At 68.5% G+C, this 19,672-nt stretch carries 17 protein-coding genes and 1 pseudogene; 8 read left to right on the top strand and 10 right to left on the bottom strand.

The window, feature by feature from the left end:
• Window positions 1-2: 2 nt before the first annotated feature.
• On the bottom strand, window positions 3-368 hold the full coding sequence (locus ACZ7LY_RS31880; RefSeq protein ID WP_471628236.1) for an effector-associated constant component EACC1: 366 nt from the start codon (window positions 366-368) through the stop codon (window positions 3-5).
• 122 nt (window positions 369-490) lie between these two features.
• On the bottom strand, window positions 491-1,567 hold the full coding sequence (locus ACZ7LY_RS31875) for a tyrosine-type recombinase/integrase (RefSeq protein WP_471628258.1): 1,077 nt from the start codon (window positions 1,565-1,567) through the stop codon (window positions 491-493).
• Here ACZ7LY_RS31875 and ACZ7LY_RS31870 point away from each other — a divergent pair.
• The 5 genes and pseudogenes from ACZ7LY_RS31870 to fxsT all read left to right on the top strand — a co-directional run.
• Window positions 1,463-1,942 (top strand): annotated as a pseudogene (locus tag ACZ7LY_RS31870) (tetratricopeptide repeat protein); the annotation flags it as partial. The gene ACZ7LY_RS31875 and the pseudogene ACZ7LY_RS31870 sit on opposite strands and share 105 nt — an antisense overlap.
• Before the next feature lies 1 nt (window position 1,943).
• A complete protein-coding gene (locus ACZ7LY_RS31865; protein WP_471628235.1) occupies window positions 1,944-2,477 on the top strand; it encodes an NUDIX domain-containing protein in 534 nt (177 codons plus the stop codon).
• A gap of 119 nt (window positions 2,478-2,596) precedes the next feature.
• Window positions 2,597-3,037, top strand: coding sequence for a hypothetical protein (locus tag ACZ7LY_RS31860; RefSeq protein WP_471628234.1), 441 nt, complete (start codon window positions 2,597-2,599; stop codon window positions 3,035-3,037).
• Between the two features lie 65 nt (window positions 3,038-3,102).
• Complete coding sequence (locus tag ACZ7LY_RS31855) at window positions 3,103-3,462, top strand: hypothetical protein (RefSeq protein WP_471628233.1); 360 nt, start codon at window positions 3,103-3,105, stop codon at window positions 3,460-3,462.
• Window positions 3,463-3,468: 6 nt separating this feature from the next.
• Complete coding sequence (fxsT, locus tag ACZ7LY_RS31850; RefSeq protein ID WP_471628232.1) at window positions 3,469-7,236, top strand: FxSxx-COOH system tetratricopeptide repeat protein; 3,768 nt, start codon at window positions 3,469-3,471, stop codon at window positions 7,234-7,236.
• Window positions 7,237-7,622: 386 nt separating this feature from the next.
• On the opposite strand, the gene glnA is transcribed toward fxsT, so the two are convergent.
• The gene (gene glnA / locus ACZ7LY_RS31845; protein WP_471628231.1) at window positions 7,623-9,032 is read right to left on the bottom strand and encodes a type I glutamate--ammonia ligase; all 1,410 of its coding nucleotides are present in this window, start codon (window positions 9,030-9,032) and stop codon (window positions 7,623-7,625) included.
• 190 nt (window positions 9,033-9,222) lie between these two features.
• Here glnA and ACZ7LY_RS31840 point away from each other — a divergent pair, with 190 nt between their 5' ends.
• Window positions 9,223-9,690 (top strand): RDD family protein, encoded by a 468-nt coding sequence (locus tag ACZ7LY_RS31840; RefSeq protein WP_471628230.1) that lies wholly within the window; start codon window positions 9,223-9,225, stop codon window positions 9,688-9,690.
• A gap of 391 nt (window positions 9,691-10,081) precedes the next feature.
• Here ACZ7LY_RS31840 and ACZ7LY_RS31835 read toward each other — a convergent pair whose 3' ends face one another.
• The 5 genes from ACZ7LY_RS31835 to ACZ7LY_RS31815 all read right to left on the bottom strand — a co-directional run bounded on the left by ACZ7LY_RS31835 (window position 10,082) and on the right by ACZ7LY_RS31815 (window position 13,998).
• The gene (locus ACZ7LY_RS31835; RefSeq protein WP_471628229.1) at window positions 10,082-10,786 is read right to left on the bottom strand and encodes a DUF4191 domain-containing protein; all 705 of its coding nucleotides are present in this window, start codon (window positions 10,784-10,786) and stop codon (window positions 10,082-10,084) included.
• Window positions 10,787-10,891: 105 nt separating this feature from the next.
• Window positions 10,892-11,089: an SCO2195 family GlnR-regulated protein gene (locus ACZ7LY_RS31830; protein WP_471628257.1), complete on the bottom strand. Its 198-nt coding sequence runs from the start codon at window positions 11,087-11,089 to the stop codon at window positions 10,892-10,894.
• Window positions 11,090-11,437: 348 nt separating this feature from the next.
• Complete coding sequence (gene lipA, locus ACZ7LY_RS31825) at window positions 11,438-12,403, bottom strand: lipoyl synthase (protein WP_471628228.1); 966 nt, start codon at window positions 12,401-12,403, stop codon at window positions 11,438-11,440.
• Between the two features lie 165 nt (window positions 12,404-12,568).
• On the bottom strand, window positions 12,569-13,456 hold the full coding sequence (gene lipB, locus ACZ7LY_RS31820) for a lipoyl(octanoyl) transferase LipB (RefSeq protein ID WP_471628227.1): 888 nt from the start codon (window positions 13,454-13,456) through the stop codon (window positions 12,569-12,571).
• A gap of 191 nt (window positions 13,457-13,647) precedes the next feature.
• Window positions 13,648-13,998 carry a 5-carboxymethyl-2-hydroxymuconate Delta-isomerase gene (locus tag ACZ7LY_RS31815; RefSeq protein ID WP_471628226.1) on the bottom strand — a complete coding sequence of 117 codons (351 nt, stop codon included), beginning with the start codon at window positions 13,996-13,998 and terminating at the stop codon, window positions 13,648-13,650.
• A 247-nt stretch (window positions 13,999-14,245) separates the two neighbouring features.
• Between ACZ7LY_RS31815 and ACZ7LY_RS31810 the strand changes: the two genes are divergently transcribed.
• Window positions 14,246-15,682 carry a regulator gene (locus tag ACZ7LY_RS31810; RefSeq protein ID WP_471628225.1) on the top strand — a complete coding sequence of 479 codons (1,437 nt, stop codon included), beginning with the start codon at window positions 14,246-14,248 and terminating at the stop codon, window positions 15,680-15,682.
• A gap of 702 nt (window positions 15,683-16,384) precedes the next feature.
• Here ACZ7LY_RS31810 and ACZ7LY_RS31805 read toward each other — a convergent pair.
• On the bottom strand, window positions 16,385-17,716 hold the full coding sequence (locus tag ACZ7LY_RS31805; RefSeq protein WP_471628224.1) for an NAD(P)/FAD-dependent oxidoreductase: 1,332 nt from the start codon (window positions 17,714-17,716) through the stop codon (window positions 16,385-16,387).
• Window positions 17,717-17,911: 195 nt separating this feature from the next.
• Window positions 17,912-18,565, bottom strand: coding sequence for a TetR family transcriptional regulator (locus ACZ7LY_RS31800; RefSeq protein WP_471628223.1), 654 nt, complete (start codon window positions 18,563-18,565; stop codon window positions 17,912-17,914).
• 116 nt (window positions 18,566-18,681) lie between these two features.
• Here ACZ7LY_RS31800 and ACZ7LY_RS31795 point away from each other — a divergent pair, with 116 nt between their 5' ends.
• Window positions 18,682-19,482, top strand: coding sequence for an SDR family NAD(P)-dependent oxidoreductase (locus tag ACZ7LY_RS31795; protein WP_471628222.1), 801 nt, complete (start codon window positions 18,682-18,684; stop codon window positions 19,480-19,482).
• Window positions 19,483-19,672: the final 190 nt, after the last annotated feature.

Below are 19,672 nucleotides of genomic sequence, written 5' to 3'. Positions count from 1 at the left end.
GCTCAACTTGCCGAGCCCCTCTGATCGTCTCCCCGGTCCTCCCGAAGTAGCCGGGTGATCCGCTCGATCTGTTCATCGCTGCAGTCCGTCAAGGCGTCGATGAGATCGTTATGCCGGACCGTGACGCGAGAGGCTCGTGGCCGTGTCTGCTTCCAAGCAGCAAGCGCCAGAGTGAAGTTCGCGGCGTTCCACCCGTTCTCGGTGATCAACTGCAGAACGTCGGCGACTGCCCCCATCTCGCCCTTGCGCGGTGGCTGCTCGCGCATCTCCAGGGTCGCGGTCCGACGGATGTCAGGATCCTGACGAAGCCAGGCGAGCAGTGAACGGAGTTCGTCGTTCGACGGCTCGACGCGAACCTCAACGCGCATGTGATCCCCCTGTTACTGTGCTCCGGGTCTTGGCGGCCTTAACCATGGTCGGGGATGAGCGGGCGCTGGGGGCTGTCTTCGCCGAACCTCGCTGAGGGAAGGTGAATGAGACGCAGATTGGACTACGCAGCGACTCGATATCGTCGGCCGATCGCCTTGCGGGCCTTTTCGACCGCTCCGGTCACCCTGTGGACGTACCGGCGGAGCGTGAACGCAGGATCCTCGTGGCCGAGGAGATCGGCGAGGGTGTAGACGTCGACGCCCTCGTTGATCGCCTCGGAGGCAAAGAGGTGCCGTAGGGCGTGCATCATCTTGTCGCGGCACTCCTCCCCCTTGCGGCCCTTGCCAACAGGTTTGTCGTTCAAGGCTGTTATCGCGCCGATCGCCTCCAGGGCGGCCTTCCAGAGGTAGTTGAAGTAGTTCTTGTTCAGCGGCTTGCGCTCGCGCGTGGTGAACACCAGGCGCACGGACACCGGCTCACCGTCCTTGGTCATCCACGGCAAAGTGACCTCAACCGGCGGGTGCTTGCGCATGTGCTCGGTGAGCAGCGCGGTCAGTGCATCGCCGACCGGTACGAAGCGGTCCTTGGGGTCGTCCTCTGTGCCACCCTTCGGTGGGGCGAAGACCAGGGTGCCGCGGTCGTGGGTGATCTGGCGGCGGATGTGGACGACCTTGTCCTTCTGCAGCCAGTTGACGTCTTCGGGGCTGAACCCGAAGATCTCGCCCTGCCGCATGCCCAGTCCCCGGCCGCAGTCGACCGTGGCCTGGTAGCGCTCGGGCAGGTGGGGGCGCAGGGCGTCTGTCTGCTCCCACGAGAGTGGTACGTCCTTCGCCGCCTTCTTTGATCGCCGGGGCTTCACCCGCTTCACTGAGCCGGTCTCGCAGGGGTTCTTGGCGATCAGGTCGTCGTCCACAGCCATGGCCAGGATCGATGCGAGGTGTGTGAACACCAGGCCGACAGTCGTCTCGTCGAGCACCTGGAGACGACGCTTGATCCAGGTCTGCACGGTGGACGCCTTGATCTGGCGCAGCTTGAGCGAGCCCAGCGACTTGATGATGTAGTTACGGACGCGGGACTCGTACTGGGCGTACGGCACATCACCCACGCCCGCGCGTACGCCGCCACAGGAGAGAAGCCCGCCGCCGCCCGTGCTCTCCTCGCCGCCGAGGACGCACTGCTCCGCGAGGACGGCCCGCAGCCCAGCTACTCCCGCGTCAGCGGCCCGGCTGCCGGCACCGTGGCCAGCCACACCGCCCGCACCCTCACCGACCTCGCCGACCACCCCGGCACGGAGGTGCAGCACCGATCCGCACTCACCCGCTGGGACCCGGTCCAGTACAAGCGGGTCCACGCCCTCACCTGCGCCGACTTGGGCGACAGCCTCGCGGCCCAGGCCCGCGCCGACGAGGCAATCGCCGCGTGGTCCCAATCCCTGACCCTGATGGAGGGGATGACGTCCGACCGCACCCGCAAGGCCATCTCGTCCCTACGTTCGCCCCTAGCGATCTACCAGCGCCGAAAGGTGCCCGGCACCGTCGAACTTGCCCGCCGAGCCCGTGAGGCGCTCGCCTAACATGCCCAACAACCAGGCCGACGAAGGGAACTCCGTGGCTGAGCCGACGACCGACGCCCGCCCCCAAACCCTCAAGCCCGCACTTGACTCGATGACCCTGCTGGTTGCGGCCGTCATCGTCCATGACAAGGCCACCAATCGCGTAGTGCTGCTGCAGCGCAGCGAGAACGCCAAGTTCGCGCAGGGCATGTGGGATCTCCCTGTCGGCAAGAGCGAACCGGGAGAGCCGATCACACAGACCGCGGTGCGCGAGCTGTACGAGGAGACTGGCCTGGTCGTGAAGCCAGAGGCCCTGAACGTCGCCCACATCATCCACGGGGCCTCGGGGGTCGAGGCTCCGAATGGCTTCCTCACCGTCGTCTTTGCGGCGCACAAGTGGTCAGGCGAACCGGAGAATCGGGAGCCGCGGAAGCACGCCCAGGTCCGCTGGATCGGTGCCGACGTCATCCCCGAAGAGTTCGTGGAAACCACCGCGAGCGCACTCCACCGCTACCTCGTTGGTGGACAGCAAGTCACTCTCGATGGTTGGGGCTAGTCGTCATCCACCCTCCGTACAGCTGGTGTGGACTGTCCATAAACAGCGCATGCCCCCTTTATCAACGGTAAGTTGCCTCCAGGATCACGACAACCATCCAGCCAGGGGGAATCAAAGACATGCTCGATCCCGAACTTGTCTCGGTGGCAACCGGCGCAGCGGGAACGATCGTTGCGTCCATGCTCACAGGTGGAGCGATAGCTATCCGCCCAAGGATCGTGCAGCTCTTCCGTAGGGGCACACAGGACGAACAGGCCCTGGCCCTCAATGCCCACGACAACGATGCTCGGACGCTTGCAGAGTGGGTTCGCGCGGCCGCCTCCGACCCCTCGGCAGTAGCCGATCTGGCACGTGCCCAAGGGCAGCTCACGCGGGAGTGGGCTCAGCGTCTAGCCGAGTATGTAGACAGATACCAGGCAGCACGCCCTGATCTTGATTCCATCGCCGAGGTCGGAGCCACTTCCAATACCAGAAGTCAGCACAACTCTGGGTCAGGAACGTTCGTCAACGGAACGGTTATCGGGGGCATTCACAACACCTACGGCGGCGGCTCTCAGTGACCGCGACAACTGGAATTTCAGGGTTCGATCCTCGCTCGCAGCACAACACCGGGCCAGGGACGTTCGTGGGGCATGACCTCCACGGTGGAGTTCACAACCACTACGAGCAGCTAAACGAAGAGACCAAGGAACATCTGAAGGTCATCGCCAAGACTTCGCCCGCGCTGGCCCGACTACTTGCCGACACTGCGATCCACAGCGTGTCGAACTCGCAGGCTGCCGAGGCGATCGCTATCACCGCGAATAGATTTAACATCGCCGACTCTGCGGAACTACTTGCGAGCGCAGTAGCAACCCTCGAACGAATTACCCTCCCGGACTCCGCGCAGTTACTTTCGACTGCAGCAAACAAGCTCGAAAAGGTACTGCCGAGGCTCCTCGACGCAGTAGAAACTCTGAAATCCAACCCTCGGGGAAGGTTGTGATGAGCGGTGTCTGAGGGGCAACCGCGTGAACAGCGCAACGAAGGTCAGGGAACCTTTGTAAATGGGAACCTCCACGGCGGTGTGTGGAATATCTTCGTCAACGATGGGTCTCAGAAAGAAAAACAGCCCACTTCTGCCCAAGAGATGCTCGCTCTTGGCTCGGTAGAGGCTCCGTTCGGCAGGCTCCCGGAGGCAGTGCTGGGCCGTGACAGTATGCTCACAGCCCTCACACGGCCTATGGAAGATCCTCGTATTCAAGTACTTTCCGGGATGGGCGGAGTAGGAAAGACTACGGTCGCCCTAAGTGCGGCCGAGCGGGCCAAACAAGCTGGCGCCGAGATCTTCTGGATCCAGGCCGGATCCTCAGCTGCTGTTGCCGACGGGATGCGGCACGCGGCCCTCCTCGCGGGCGCCTCAGCCGAGCATGTAGCTCACGCCTGGGAAAAGGGTGGACGGCCAGCGGCAGACCTGGTGTGGCGCCACTTGGCGAACATGGACCGCCCGTGGCTGCTGGTCTTTGATGATGCCGATGATCTCGACGTTCTGTCCTGCCCGGGTGCCGCCTTGGGCGACGGTACTGGCTGGGTTAAACCCCCGCTCGGCATGTCACACGGTGTTCTGGTTACCACGCGTGACGGTGACAAGCGGTCGTGGGGCGACAAGATTGCCCGGTTCCACCAACTTGATGTCCTGGAGACCAAATTCGCAGGCCAGGTCCTCCAGGAACTCGCCCCTCAAGCGGGGGGTACAGATTCCGCTTGGTCTCTGGCTGACCGGCTGGGCTCCCTACCGCTCGCACTGCACCTGGCCGGCACTTACCTAGCGATGGCTCACGGCGATCCGTTGGCCGAAGCCCAGACGTTCACCGAGTATGTCCGTGTCCTCGACGACTCCCCACTGTTCCTCGACGACGCGACGGAGGGTGTGTACGGGGATCTACGCAGTGATGAGGAGCAGGCGCGTCGAACCATCGCTGGTACGTGGGATCTATCCCTCGCTCTCCTCGAACGGCAGGGCACTGGTCTCTCCCGTGGCCTGCTCCAGTTGCTGTCTTGCTTCGCCTCAGCTGTTCCCCTGCCCAACTCCTTACTCAACCCGTCTACGGTTGCTGGCCTAGGGATGTGGCCAGAGGAACTGGCGCCGCGGACAATCAGGAAGACTCTCGGCGGCTTACGCAGGTTCGGGCTCATCGGGGTCGACACGCTCTCGGCGGAACCCGCGTACCAGATCCATCGGCTGGTCGCTGAGGTGTCGGTAGCCCCCCTCCTTTCGGAACCCCGGGGCTATCAAGAGGTGTGGGACTCTGCCGCCGACCTCCTGGTGGCAGCTACTCCACATGCGGAGAATCCACGCGATCCGAGGTCGTGGCCTGCCTGGCAGGATCTCGTGCCGCACTGGCTGGTTCTGCTGAGCCGCTTGCCACGATCAAATGCTCCCGCTGACGATCGCCTCACCGATGTGTTGCTCTGCGCCGGGGTTGCCGTTTCTTATCTACATTTTCGAGGCGAATATGGAACGGCCTGCAAATTCGCTGACGAAGCGTTGGAGCGTTCCATTTTCGCAGCGGCCCACCCCTGGATCGGAGTGAACCTTCAACGGCATCGGGCGATCGCAGTCAAAGAAATGGGCGATCTAAAAACCGCCGAGTTTGAGTTGGACCGCATCGCCAAGGAGTGCATTAAGCGATTTGGGGAAGCTGACCCGACTACTCTCTCCATACGTTACGAACGCGCGCGAGTGGCTTCACAGAGAGGGAAGCTAGCCGAGGCTGAGCACGAGTACGACGAGGTGATCCGTCAGGAAACTCGACTGTTCGGTGCGGAAGCTGACAAGACATTGCGCTCGCGACATGCCCGTGCAATTTGCATCCGGAGTATGGGTCGCCTTGACGATGCAGCCGCCGAGGGAAGAGTGGTGCTGAAGGGGCTGCGTGCAGAGCTAGGAGAGAAACACCCTGATGTCCTTGAGGCTCAGCACGAGTTCGCGATCTCGCTGCGTGACCAAGGAGATGTCAAGCGTGCCGAGGAAGTCTTTCGCCAAGTGCTCCAGCTGGAAGAAGAGGCTCTCGGGGCCGAGCATCCATCCACGTTGATAACCCGCGCGAACCTGGCATCGGCTCTTGTTCTGCGCCAGAAGTTCGCCGAGGCGGAAGCCGAGATCCGGACGGTGCTGGACGCGCGCACCCGCATCTTGGGGCCGGACCACCCCGAAACACTCGATGCGCGCCACATCCTGGCTGTGCTTCAAATGCGACACGGGGAACTCGATGCAAAGAGCGCTGCGGCAATCTTTGCTGAACTCACCGATGCACAAAGAAGACAACTCATCGATGACCACCCCAATGTGCTGATCGGCCGTGACAGTCATGCCGCAGCACTGCGATCCATGGGCGAGCTGACCCAGTCAGAATCGGAGTACAGATCGATTCTTGAGGCAGCTACTGCACGCCACGGCACTCGCCATCCAGTCACACTCAATGCGCGCCTCGCCTGGGCTATGGCTCTGGGGCGCATCGGTCGGACGAACGACGCAGTGTCTGAGATGCGTGAAGTCCTCAATCTTCAGCAGCATGTGCTCGGCGAGTCGCACCGGAACGTCGCCAGTATCCGTGCTTCTCTCGGCGCTCTCCTTCTGCAGCAGGGAAGCCTCTCCGAAGCCGAGAAACAACTACAGCATGCACTAAGCATGCTGCCGCAGAACGACGGACAGCGCCTTGACATCCAGCACGATCTATTGGCTGTGCTACACGCACGCGGAAGGGCGCCGGAGGCTATCGATCAGCTGCGGGAGATCGTGAGGGAAGAGCTCCGTCGCTCTGGTCCCGCCCATACAGACGCGGTTTCTGCCCGCAATACTCTCGGGGTTGCCCTCAAGGACTGCGGGAAACTCGAAGAAGCGGAAGAGGTCTACCGCGAGGCCCTCAGAGGCGCAGCAAGTAAACACTCGGGCGATGAGCCTCTGATGCTGACGGTACGCCACAACCTCGCTGTAGTGCTGCGCATCCAGGGGAATCTCGAAGAAGCAGAGAAGGAGCAGTCCGCGATCCTGGCGATTCAGGAAAGAAGGGTTGGACTCGAACATCCGCAGTCGTTTGCCACGCGGCTCTCACTGGCTCGCATTCTGGATGACAGAGGAGCCGCTGCAGAAGCTGAGGTCGCTTACCGTGACCTGCTGTCGAGTTGCACTCGCGCTATGGGCTGCAATCACCCTCAGACATTGTCCATATGGGGAAACCTTGCCTTCCTCTTGGCTGGCCAAGAACGGTTTGGCGAAGCGGAGGAGGAATATCGCAATGCACTGGACGGATGTCTCGCAACCTTCGGAGACGACCACCCGGAAACCCTCACGATGAACCACAATCTAGCGATGGTGCTGGGAAACAAGGGCAATATCAGTGAGGCCATCACACGGTTCCGTGATGTGGTAAATCGGCGAGCGCGCATACTGGGATCTGATCATGCAGATACGCTAATGGCACGCAAGAACTTGGGTGAGAGCCTAAGCCGTGTGAACCAACCAGTGGAAAGCGCCGAGCATTTTAAGGAAGTGGCAGACGGCTGGGCACATACACGCGGAGCGGACCACGACTCAGTCTGGGATCTGCGCTACCGACGGGCCCAATTGCTATGGGAAGCCGGGCAGCCGCGAGCTGCGCAGGATGAGCTCGAAGCGCTGCTGGACCTTGCCCAGAAGGCCGGACTCGACGGGGATCGACGTGTCATCACACTGCAGCGGGTACTCATGGCGGTACGCGCCGACGATGGCGATTCCTAGTAGCTGATCACGAGGACAGCTGAGCAGTCCGCACACAGTCCGCAAGACACCCGCTAGAGATTGTCGCACTCCATCGCCACCAATCACCCAAAGGCCAGGTCAGCGCCCTGCGGGCAACATCCCTGCAGGTCACCAACCTGGCCCATTATTCGGAGACCAAGAAGCTCTCCGAATGACCCCAGGTACACGTGAGGCCGCCATCTCTTCTTTGGAGATGGCGGCCTCACGTGTAAACCTGACGACGGGTCACGTATCGCAGTGGCCGGTGCACACCTGGTGCACAACACCCTGGAAAACAGCTGGGACCAGTGAGGACTGCTGAGCAGCATTTCAGCAGGTCACAGCGGGTATCCGAGGATCAGCCCCAGCTCACCCGACCCCGCGCTTTAGAGGTCGAAGTAGAGCTCGAACTCGTGGGGGTGGGGGCGGAGCTGGATGGGGGCGATCTCGTTCGTGCGCTTGTAGTCGATCCACGTCTCGATCAGGTCGGACGTGAAGACGCCGCCGGCCTGGAGGTACTCGTTGTCCGCCTCGAGGGCGTCGAGGACCGCCGGGAGGGAGGTCGGGACCTGGGCGACGTTCGCGTGCTCCTCGGGAGCCAGCTCGTACAGGTCCTTGTCGATCGGCTCGGCCGGCTCGATCTTGTTCTTGACGCCGTCGAGGCCCGCGAGGAGCAGCGCCGAGAACGCCAGGTACGGGTTCGAGGACGGGTCAGGGGCGCGGAACTCGACGCGCTTGGCCTTCGGGTTCGAGCCCGTGATCGGGATGCGCATCGCGGCGGAGCGGTTGCGCTGCGAGTACACGAGGTTGACCGGCGCCTCGAAGCCCGGGACCAGGCGGTGGTAGGAGTTCACCGTCGGGTTCGTGAAGGCCAGCAGCGACGGGGCGTGCTTGAGGATGCCGCCGATGTAGTAGCGGGCGGTGTCCGAGAGGCCCGCGTAGCCCTGCTCGTCGTAGAAGAGGGGCTCGCCGCCCGACCACAGCGACTGGTGGACGTGCATGCCCGAGCCGTTGTCACCGAAGATCGGCTTCGGCATGAAGGTCGCGGTCTTGCCGTTGCGCCAGGCGACGTTCTTCACGATGTACTTGAAGAGCATCAGGTCGTCGGCCGCGGCCAGCAGCGTGTTGAACTTGTAGTTGATCTCGGCCTGGCCCGCGGTGCCCACCTCGTGGTGCTGGCGCTCGACCTGGAGGCCCTGGCGGTCCAGCTCCAGGGAGATCTCGGCGCGCAGGTCGGCGAAGTGGTCGACCGGCGGGGCCGGGAAGTAGCCGCCCTTGTAGCGGACCTTGTAGCCGCGGTTGTTCTCGACGGCGCCCGTGTTCCACGCGCCGGCCTCGGAGTCGATCTCGTACAGCGAACGGTTCGCGGAGGTCTCGAAGCGGACCGAGTCGAAGACGTAGAACTCCGCCTCCGGGCCGAAGAAGGCGGTGTCGGCGATGCCGGTGGAGGCGAGGTACGCCTCGGCCTTCTTCGCCACGTTGCGCGGGTCACGGCTGTACTGCTCGCCCGTGATCGGGTCGTGGATGAAGAAGTTGATGTTGACGGTCTTGTCCCGGCGGAACGGGTCGACGCGGGCCGTCGACAGGTCCGCGCGCAGCGACATGTCCGACTCGTGGATCGCCTGGAAGCCGCGGATGGACGAGCCGTCGAAGGCCAGCTCCTCGTCCGGGTCGAACGCCGCCGCCGGGATCGTGAAGTGCTGCATCACGCCCGGGAGGTCGCAGAACCGTACGTCGACGAACTTGACGTCCTCGTCCGCCATGAACTTCTTGGCGTCATCGGCGTTCTGGAACATCCAACTCCTCCTCCTCCCACCCGGGGAGGGGCGGGGTTTGCAGCTCGGTCGTGCGGCCAGTGCGGTGGCACACGCTCGGACCCGACCATAGGCAGACGGGATTTCTCCAGCATGACCCATTTGTTTCGCCGAAGTTAACCGGAGCGGGGGGCGCGGGGGCGGTTCGCGGGGCGCGCAGTACCGTGGATGCGTGGACAACAGGGAAGCAATGGGGTCGTGGCTGTCCGGGCCCCGCGAGGCGCTGGAGCAGTCCGGTGCGGACTTCGGATACCGCGGTGAGCGGCTGGGGCTGCCCGAGCAGGGGCCCGGCTCCATCGCCCGTCCGGGGCGCCGGCTGCTGGCGATCGCCGTCGACTGGGCGCTGTGTCTGCTGATCGCATACGGGCTTGTCACGCACGGCTACAACCAGGCTACGAGCAACTGGGCGCTGCTCATCTTCTTCGTGCTCGGGGTGCTCACCGTGGGGACGATCGGGTGCACTCCGGGCAAGCGGCTGTTCGGGTTGCGGGTGGTTGCCGAAGGGGGCGGGAGGCTCGGGTTCGGGCGGGTCCTCCTGCGGACGGTGCTGCTCTGTCTGGCGGTGCCGGCGCTTGTCTGGGACCGGGACGGGCGGGGGCTGCACGATCGGCTTGCGCGGTCGGTGGAAGTCCGGCTCTGACGGCTGACGCCGTGGGGGCGGGCGTCTTGCGCGCGGGCGCTGAGAGCCGCCTCGCGCAGTCCCCGCGCCCCTGGGGAGTTCTCCGGCGGAGGCTGCTTGTAGCTGAGGTCGCGCAGTTCCCCGCGCCCCTATCGGGGCACTACCGTGCGTGCTCATCTGCGGGTGCGTGGGGCTTCTCGCGCAGTTCCCCGCGCCCCTGAGAAGCGGGGCTTCGCCCCAGCTTCCCCAGGGGGGAGGTGGCGACGTAGTCGCCCCTCCAGGGGCGCGGGGAACTGCGCGAGCAGCCACGACGGAGTCGAGGACGAGGAACCGGCGCCCCCCCGCGCGAACGGGAAAAGGCGCCCCGGGGCTCGAGGCCCAGGGCGCCTTTTGGTGGCCGTACAGAGGAACGTCAGCGCATGCGCCCCCCGCCACCCTTGGGCATCCGCATCCCCTTCGGCATGGGCCCCTTGGGCAACGGCATGTTCGACATCAGGTCCCCCATGGCCCGAAGCCGGTCGTTCGTCGCGGTCACCTGCGGCCCCGTGAGCACGCGCGGCAGCTTCAACATCGTCGTGCGGAGCTTCTTGAGCGGCGTCTGCCCCTCACCGTTGCCCACGAGGATGTCGTGCACCGGCACGTCCGACACGATCCGCGCCATCTTCTTCTTCTCGGCCGCGAGCAGCGACTTCACCCGGTTCGGGTTGCCCTCGGCGACGAGCACGATGCCCGCCTTGCCGACGGCGCGGTGCACGACGTCCTGGCTGCGGTTCATCGCCACCGCCGGGGTCGTGGTCCAGCCGCGCCCGACGTTGTCGAGGACGGCCGCCGCCGCACCCGGCTGGCCCTCCATCTGCCCGAAGGCGGCCCGCTCGGCCCGGCGTCCGAAGACGATCGCCATCGCCAGGAAGGCGAGCAGGAGGCCGAGGATGCCGAGATAGATGGGGTGCCCGAGCAGAAAACCGATCGCAAGGAAGACACCAAGGGTGACGATTCCCACAGCCGCGAGTACAAGACCGATCTTCGGATCGGCCTTGCGGGTCATCTTGTAGGTCAGAGCGATCTGCTTGAGTCGCCCGGAGTTCGCAGCGTCCGCTGCAGGTTCCTTCCTCGCCATGCCCATGAGTCTACGTGGCCGGGCGCGTCGCCTGTACAGCAGCACCGTCGTACGACACGAGGGCGCGCGGGCGGGACAGAGGTGCGGCGCGGGCTGCGGGCGCGGTCAGCCCTCGGACGCGACGGACTCCAGGACGCGCTCGGCCTCCACGCGGTCCTTGGCGCGGCGGCGGTCCTCCAGGACGGAGGTCCACGCGTTGCGCCGGGCGGTGCGCTGGCCGCCGCTCATGAGCAGCGACTCGACGGCGCGCAGCGCGTCGGTGAACGTCGGTATGGCGGTGGCGCGAACGGGCGCGGCCTGCATCGTGGAGGTCCCCCCTCGGGAGCGGAACACGGCGTCGGACTCGGGCAAGGAAAGTGGATCGGTGTGCACGAGGCGTGATTTCAGGGTCACTGATTGGTGTTACCAGCCCGTGTCCGGACGGTCAAACGCCCATGAAGCCTCGGTGCGCGGCCCCCGGCCCCCGCCGGACGACGACGCGGCCCCGGCCGCCCCGCCTAGCTGCGAGGACGTCCGGGGCCGCACCCCTTCGGCCATTACTGACCGGTAATTCCTTGTGCGTGAATTCACACGTTCACAGCCCGCACACAACCGCCGCCCAAGGAGAGCCCCTCGGCAGCGGGCCGCCGGCGCGGGCGGTGAGCCCCGCGCTCAGACCGCCTGCGAAGCCACGTACGAGCCGCGCTTCTCGACCGCCATCTGGTACAGGCGACCGGCCCGGTACGAGGAGCGGACCAGCGGGCCCGACATGACGCCGGAGAAGCCGATCTGCTCGGCCTCGTCCTTCAGCTCCACGAACTCGTCCGGCTTGACCCAGCGCTCGACGGGGTGGTGCCGCACGGACGGGCGCAGGTACTGCGTGATGGTGATCAGCTCGCAGCCCGCGTCGTGCAGCTGGCGCAGCGCCTCGGAGACCTCCTCGCGGGTCTCGCCCATGCCGAGGATGAGGTTCGACTTGGTGACCAGGCCGACCTCGCGCGCCTCGGTGATGACCTTGAGGGAGCGCTCGTAGCGGAAGCCGGGGCGGATGCGCTTGAAGATGCGCGGAACCGTCTCGACGTTGTGCGCGAAGACCTCGGGGCGCGAGGAGAAGACCTCGGCGAGCTGCTCGGGCACCGCGTTGAAGTCGGGGGCGAGGAGTTCGACCTTGGTGCGGCCCTCGGCGCGGTCGGCGGTCTGCGCGTGGATCTGGCGGACGGTCTCCGCGTACAGCCAGGCGCCGCCGTCCTCCAGGTCGTCGCGGGCGACGCCGGTGATCGTGGCGTAGTTCAGGTCCATCGTGACGACGGACTCGCCGACGCGGCGCGGCTCGTCGCGGTCGAGCGCCTCGGGCTTGCCGGTGTCGATCTGGCAGAAGTCGCAGCGGCGCGTGCACTGGTCACCGCCGATGAGGAACGTGGCCTCGCGGTCCTCCCAGCACTCGTAGATGTTGGGGCAGCCCGCCTCCTGGCAGACCGTGTGCAGGCCCTCGGACTTCACGAGGTTCTGCATCTTCGTGTACTCGGGGCCCATTTTCGCCCGGGTCTTGATCCACTCGGGCTTGCGCTCGATGGGGGTCTGAGCGTTGCGGACCTCCAGGCGCAGCATCTTGCGTCCGTCGGGTGCGACTGCGGACACGACCGGCTCCCTAAAGCTTTGATTCCTCGGCGTACCTCAGGGTACGCCCGTGACATGCATGGCCCTCACGCGTGGCCAACCTCTGGCCCGAGGGCGCTATTCCGGCGGCCGGCGGCGGGGAAGGCCGGCGGACGGCTCCCGGTGCCGGTCCGCGCGGCGGGGCGGTCAGGCGGACGCGGACCCGACGGGTTCTCCGGACGCGGCCCCGGCCGGCTCCCCGGACACAGGCGCGGCGCCGGGTGCCCCGGATGCCCCGGGGGTCTTCTCGATGACGCGCGGGCGCAGCTCCGCGTTGCCCAGGACCTCGCGCAGGTGCTTCTCCGCGACCGGCAGCACCTCGTCGATGGTGACCTCGCGCCCCAGCTCGTACGAGAGCGAGGTGACGCCCGCGTCCCGGATGCCGCACGGGATGATCTTGTCGAAGTTCGAGGTGTCCGGGTTCACGTTCAGCGCGAAGCCGTGCATCGTGACGCCCTTGGCGACGCGGATGCCCATGGCGCAGATCTTGCGGTCCTCGTGCCGCTGCCCGGCGTTGGACGGCGCGTACTGCGGGCCCACCAGACGGTGGTCGAACTCCTCGTCCGTGCTGCTCAGCCGCGGGTCGAAGTCGAGGGACAGGCCCCCGAGGTCCGCCCGGCGCTCGATCGGGTCGCCCAGCACCCACACCCCGGCCCGGCCCTCCACGCGCGCGGCCTCGATGCCGAAGTCGGCGCAGACCGCGATCATGGCGTCCTCCAGGCGCCGCAGGTGGGCGACGACGTCGACGGGGCGCGGCAGCTTCTGGATCGGGTAGCCGACGAGCTGGCCCGGGCCGTGCCAGGTGATCTTGCCGCCGCGGTCCACGTCGATCACGGGGGTGCCGTCCAGCGGACGCTCCTCCGGGGCCGTACGGCGTCCTGCGGTGTAGACCGGGGGGTGCTCCAGGAGCAGACAGGTGTCGGGGATCTCGTCGGCGAACCGGGCGGCGTGCACGCGGCGCTGCTCGTCCCAGGCGGCCTGGTACTCCACCATGTCCGCGCCGAACCCCATCCGGACGAACCGGAACTCACTCACGGCAAGCCTCCCTCACCCTGCTCCGTTCACCTGTCGCGCCCCGCCCACTGTACGGCGCCCCCGCCCGGCCCCGACGAGGGGGCGAGCGGCGCCCCCGTACCGGACGGGCCGGCTCAGTGGCCGTACCGGACGGGCCGGCTCAGTGGCCGTACCGGACGGGCCGGCTCAGTGGCCGTACCGGACGGGCCGGCTCAGTGGCCGCCGTGCGTGGGGAAGAGGCGGTAGGAGCGGTCCAGGTCGCGGACCTCGACCGAGCAGGTCACGCCCGGGACCGCCGAGACGTGCTTGTCGAGCAGGGCGAGGACGTCCTCGGCGAGCGCGTCCTTCACCTCCTGCGGGCGGCCCGGCAGCAGGGCGACCTCCACATGGACGAAGGGCGCGGCCAGCCCGTCCACGTACGTCACCGAGGGGCGCGCGAAGGTCTTGCCGACGCCGACCGAGGCGACCCGCTCCACGACGAGCGGGTGGAGTTCGGCCACGAGGGCGGGTACGTCGACGGTGCCGGCGAGACGGTCGGTGTAGTCGAGAGCGATGTGCGGCACGTGAGGAACCTTCCGGATGTAGCGCACAAGCATCGTAGGCCGGTCCGGAGGCAGCCTCCGGACCGGGGCCCCTCCGGGGCCGCGCCTGAGTCCCCGGCCGGGGGTGATGTCCAGCCGCGCCCGGCGTTCGTCACACGATCGGATGAAGGCGGGGCGAAGGCCGCGACCTGCCCGGGCGGCGCCGCTACATTCACGCCGTTCCATGAGGGCTGCACCCCGGCCCGGAAGGCAGGAGACCGCAGAGCTGATGACGGACCGACCTCCGCAGCGCACACCGAACCGCCAGCTCGCCGCGCTCATCGCGGAGGCGGGATTCTCCAACGCCGGGCTGGCGCGCCGCGTCGCCCAGCTGGGGGTCGAGCACGGTCTCGACCTGCGCTACGACAAGACCTCCGTGACCCGCTGGCTGCGCGGCCAGCAGCCGCGCGGCACCACGCCCGCGCTCATCGCGGAGGTCTTCACGCGGCGCCTCGGCCGGCGGCTCTCCGCCCAGGACCTCGGGCTCGACGCCTGCGCGCCCGTGTACGCGGGACTGGAGTTCGCCGCGTCGCCCGACGAGGCCATCGACATCGTCAGTGGCCTGTGGCGCAAGGACTCCGGCAGCCACGCGGAACTCCGCAAGATCGCCTTCACCCCGGCCGGGCTCGTCGTGCCCAGCCGCGACTGGCTCATCGGGCGGCCCGACGAGCGCGTCGCCCGCGGCGAGATCCCGGTCCGCATCCCCGTCCAGAGCCGGGCCGGGCTGCCCCGCCAGCGCGCCCAGAGCGAGCGCGGGCCGGGGCTGCGGGTGTCCGGCGGGGACATCGCCGCGCTGCGCTCGGTCGGCGAACTGTTCCGCTCCCTCGACCACGCCTACGGCGGCGGCCACGCCCGCCAGGCCCTCGTGCGCTACCTGGAGCACGAGGCCGAGCCCATGCTGCGCGGCAGTTACGGCGAGCAGGCCGGGCGCCGCCTCTTCGCCGCCGTCGCCGACCTCACCCGGCTCGCCGGCTGGACCTCGTACGACATCGCCGCGCACGGGCTCGCGCAGCGCTACTTCGTCCAGGCGCTGCGGCTGTCGCAGGCCGCCGGGGACCGCATGTACGGGTCCTACGTCCTCGTCACCATGAGCCGCCAGGCCGTCTACCTCGGGCACGGGCGCGAGGCCGTCCAGCTCGCGCGCGTCGCCCAGCAGGGGGTGGGCGCGGCGGGGCCGCCGGCGGTGCAGGCGCTGCTCCACGCGGTGGAGGCGCGCGGGCACGGGGTGCTCGGGGAGGTACGGTCCTGCACCGCGTCGCTCGTACGGGCCGAACGGGCGCTGGAGAGCGCGCGGGCGGGGGACGAGGTGCCGGCCTGGGCGCGGTTCTTCGACGAGGCGCAGCTCGCGGACGAGTTCGGGCACTGCCACCGGGATCTTCAGCAGTACCGGGCCGCCGCGCAGCACGCGGAGCGGTCGTTGCGGCTGCGGGCGCCCGGGTTCGCGCGGAGCCGGCTGTTCTGCCGGGTGGTGCTGGCGTCCGCGCGGCTGGCGCTGGGGGAGTTGGACTCGGCGTGTGCGCTGGGGGCGGAGGCGGCTGTCGCCGCGGCGGATATGAGGTCGGTGCGGGCGCATGAGTATGTGCGGGAGTTCGAGCGGCGGCTCGAGCCGTATCGCGATGCGGGGCCGGTTCGTACGTACCGCGACAAGATCGCGGCGCTCACGTAGAGGGCCGGCGAGCCCATAGGCGCGGGCCGCCTGCAATCACCGCCCGCGCAGTTCCCCGCGCCCCTGGGTGGGTGGCCTTGCCCGTGGTTCGTCGTCTACCGGCCGGTGGGGCGTCTCGCGCAGTTCCCCGCGCCCCTGACGGGGCGCTGCCCCTGGATGTGGTTGTTCGTCTTTCGGCGGGTGGTGGCTGGTCGCGCAGTTCCCCGCGCCCCTGGAGGGGCGACTGCGTCGCCACCTCCTCCCCTGGGGAGCTGGGGCGAAGCCCCGCTCCCTCAGGGGCGCGGGGAACTGCGCGAGCAACCACGACGAAAGTCGAGGATCCCCACCGGCCGGAGCCACCCACGCACCCAGGGGCGCGGGGAACTGCGCGAGCAACCACGACGAGAGTCGAGGATCCCCACCGGCCGGGGCCACCCACGCACCCAGGGGCGCGAGGAACTGCGCGATCAGCCACGACGGATGTCGAGGTAACCCATCTGCCGGAGCCACCCACCTACCTAGGGGCGCGGGGAACTGTGCGAGTGGCCACGGCGAGAGTTGAGGATCTGTGCCGGGCGGTGCCGCCCACTCACCGCAGGGGCGCGGGGAACTGTGCGAAGGGGGTTTTGCCCCGGCCCAGATGAAGGCGTGCAGGGCACCGGAGGTGGTGGCGCCCGCCCCCGGATCTGTCCTCGGGAGCGGGCGCGGTCAATAGGGGACCGTTCACGCCGCGGAGTGCAAGCGCGCCGGAGGCGAAGGCGCCGGCACCACCGCGGCAGCCCCCCGCACCCCCAGATCCGCCAGAACTTCCCGAGCCGCCCGCCGAGCAGAGTGCAACGCCCCCTGCAAGGACCCGCCCTCCCGGTGCCCCCCGCACACATACAGCCCGTGCAGCACCCGAACCGCCCGCCGAGGATCATGCGGCGCCGGCATCGCGGGCACCGCGTGAGCGTCATGCCGTACGGAGAGGGTCTCCCAGTCCCCGGTGGACGTGCCGTAGAGCGCGGCGAGCTGCGCCCGCAACTCCCGCTCCCCGGGCGGCGCCCCGAGCACCGTGGACGAGACGAGCGCCCGCCCCGCAGGCGCCCGCGTGGGATCGACCTGGCTGACGACGGCCGTGTGCGCGACGGGCCCGAGCCGGTCGGCATCGAGCAGCAACGCCGGTTCCGCGAGCGGCGGCCGGGCCACCGCGTGATGCACCACCGTCACCGGATGGAACGCCGGCACCCGCAGCCCCGGCAGCAACTCCGCCGCCGCCACCGCGTCCGTCGCCAGCACGACCCCCCGGCACGTGACGCGTCCGAGCCCGACGGTGCCGACCGCGTCCGCGGCGACCCCGGTGACCCGCACCCCGGTCCGTACGGTCCCGGCCGGCAGCCCCGCCGCGAGGAGCCGAGGCACCGTCTCCGCCCCGCCCTCCGGCAGCGCGAGCCGCCCGGCCGCGTACGCGTGCAACGCCAGATCCGCGCACCGGCTGGACGAGACGAGGCCCGGGTCGCACAGCAGCGCCGACAGCAGGGGACGTACGAAACCATGCAGCGTCCTGGGCGGCAGGCCGTGCGCCAACAGGGCGCGGTCCAGAGGGAGTTCGGGCCGCGCGAGCAGCTTGCGCGGCGGTGTCGCGGCCAGCCGGGCGAGCGCCACGCCGAGCCGGGCGTGGTCCACGGGCCCGCCCAGCGGCGGCCGTACCCCGCGCTGCGGACGCGGGGCGCTCGCCAGGGCGCGCGCGGTGGTGAGTGCGCCCCTCGTGCGCCGGGGACGGGCGGGCTCCCCGGCGCGGTGATGGCGGCCCTCGCTGTGCACGAGCACGCCCGGGGCGAACCGGCGCAGCACGAGACCTTCGAGCCCGGGTGTGCGGCGCAGTTCGGGGTAGGCGGTGGACAGCGGCCGGCCCGTCCGGTCGAGGCGGAACCCGTCGACCTTCTCGGTGGACATGCGGCCGCCGATGTCCGAAGCGGCTTCCAGGACCAGGCAGTTGAGGCCCGCCCTGGTCAGGTGCTGGGCGACCGAGAGTCCCGCGACCCCGGCCCCGACGATCACGACGTCCGCGTGCACAGTGCCTCCGGCGGTTGGACGGATGACGGCTGGGGGCGTGATGCCCCCTGCTGCTGCCCGGGATACCTCTACGTGCGGTCCGGATCGAGGGTAGGGCGCGGGGCGGGCGAACACAGACGCGCGTCGGGGCGGCACGGGGGCACGCGGGGCCATGGCGATGCGCCCCGGGGCGCACGCCCCCGAGGGTGCGGAGGGTCAGGCGCCGGCTGTGGCAGGGAGGTGACGCAGCGCGCGGGTCACGAGCGCGGCGGGGGAGCCGGCGCCGGTCGCGGGCGCGTCCGTGGCGGCCCACACCTCCAGCGCCACGCGGATCGCGTCGGTGGCCGCGGCGGCGGTCAGCCGGAGTTCCAGTTCGTCCGCGCCGGGCCCGGCGAGCCGCGCGATCACGGGCAGCAGCTTCTCCTCGGACTCCTGGTTGACCCGGTACCAGACGGCCCGCAGCGCCGCGTCCTCCCGCGCCGCGCACAGCAGGCCCCGGGTGAGCCGCAGGCCCTGCTCGGCCTCCTCGTCGCGCGGGGTCAGCGCCTCGACGGCCGCCGACTCCAGGGCGGCGGCCAGGCCGGTCGCCGGGTCGGCCGCCGCCAGCAGCTCGCGCCAGCGGTCGCCGCCCGCCGCGAGGAGCGGGCCGACCGCGTCCTGCTTGCTGCGGAAGTAGCGGTAGAAGGTGCGCAGCGCCACCCCCGCGCTGCCGGCGATCTCCTCGGCCGTCGTGGCGTCGGGCCCCTTCTCGGTGAACAGCGCGACCGCCGCGCGCGCGATGTCCAGCTGCGTCGCGGCCTTGCGGCGCTCGGTCAGCGACAGCGGGGCGGCGGCGGTGGGGGCGGCGGGGGTGGTCCTGGGCTCGGTCACGGGGGAAGCGTAGCCCGCGCGGGAAGAAACTGGCACGTAACGCCGTTATGGCAAAACGTGCCATCCAGGCGTACGGTGAAGCCGCAACGCCGCACCTAGCAACTCAGGGAGACGACATGAACCGCTACGAAGGACGCCGCGCACTCATCACCGGCGCGGGCTCCGGCATCGGCCAGGCCACGGTCCTGCGCCTGCTGGAAGAGGGCGGCACCGTCGTCGCCGCCGACGTCAGCGAGGCCGGCCTCAAGGACACCGTCACCAAGGCGGGCGCCGCCGCCGACCGGCTGACCACGCTCGTCGTCAACATCGGCGACGAGGACTCCGTCAAGGCGGGCGTCGCCGAGGCCGTCAAGACGCTCGGCGGGCTCGACGTCCTCGTCAACGCGGCGGGCATCCTGCGCTCCGGCCACAGCGAAGAGTTCTCCCTGGCCGACTTCAACCAGGTCATCCAGATCAACCTCACCGGCACGTTCCTGATGATCCGCGAGTCGATCCCGGCGCTCCTCGAAGGCCACGAGCCGGCCGTGGTCAACTTCTCCTCCACCGCCCAGAACTTCGCCCACCCCTACATGGCGGCCTACGCGGCCTCCAAGGGCGGCATCCAGTCGATGACCCACGCCCTCGCCATGGAGTTCAGCAAGCGCGGCATCCGGTTCACCGCCGTGCAGCCCGGCTCCATCTCCTCCGGCATGACCGACGGCTCCGGCCAGGCCAAGCAGTCCGTGGGGCCCGGGCTGCCCGCCGACGCCGACATGTCCCTCTTCCAGAAGACCGCGCCGATGCTTCAGGTCGGGCAGGGCGACTTCAACTTCGCCGGTCCTGACGCCGTCGCCGCCGTCGTCGCCATGCTCGCTTCGCACGACGGTTACTTCATCACCGGTACGGAGGTTCGTATCGACGGCGGCAGCCACATGTGACCGGCGCGGGGTAGGGAGTTCTCCGGCGGAGGCCGCTTGCAGCACAGGTTGCGCAGTTCCCCGCGCCCCTATCGGGGCACGACCGTGCGTGTTCGTCTGCGGGCCGGTGGGGCTTCTCGCGCAGTTCCCCGCGCCCCTGGAGGGGCGACTGCGTCGCCGCCTCCTCCCTGGGGAAGCTGCACGCAGTGCA

Source organism: Streptomyces sp. NPDC107550 (assembly GCF_055639095.1).
This window is presented reverse-complemented; position numbering and strand designations above follow the sequence as displayed.